This window comes from Serratia sp. TSO36 (assembly GCF_057808395.1).
Genome location: NZ_JBJZOU010000038.1, coordinates 1 through 470 on the forward strand (window position 1 = coordinate 1; position 470 = coordinate 470).

The window sequence follows — 470 nt, forward strand, 5'->3', positions numbered from 1 at the left end:
GATCGAGAACTGCTTGGCCGCGAGCTCCGTCTTGCCCAGCCGCTTCGCCCAATAGGGAAGCAGCGTGCAATGTGCCGAGCCGGTGATCGCATCCTCGGGGATGGAAAGCTTCGGCGCGAAGAAACGGGAGGCGAAGTCGCAGTCTTCGGCCGGCGCGGTGACGACCATGCCCCGCAAGTCAAAGGTCGCGACGATTTCCAGGTCGGGCCTGATTGCCTTCAGCTCGGCTTCGTCGCGCAGCACGACCATCAGGTCGAGCGACGCGAAACAGGCCTGGGGCGCCACGCCCAGCGCCTCCGCGATGCCCGGCGGCGACGCGATGGGCATAAGGGGCAGGGCAGGAAGGTCGAGTGTCCAGCGCCCGCCCGATGCGGCGACGTGAAGCGGGCCGCTGGGCGACTGGAAAGTGACCGCGTCGATGCCGGGGCGGAGGAACTCGCGCACCGCATGCGCGGCAGCCAGCGTGGCAT

1 protein-coding gene is annotated in these 470 nt (G+C 68.3%); it reads right to left on the reverse strand.

All coding sequences use genetic code 11. From position 1 onward, the window contains the following. On the reverse strand, nt 1–470 hold a 470-nt coding region (locus ACK3CV_RS25325; RefSeq protein ID WP_489009923.1), incomplete at both ends, for a PhzF family phenazine biosynthesis protein.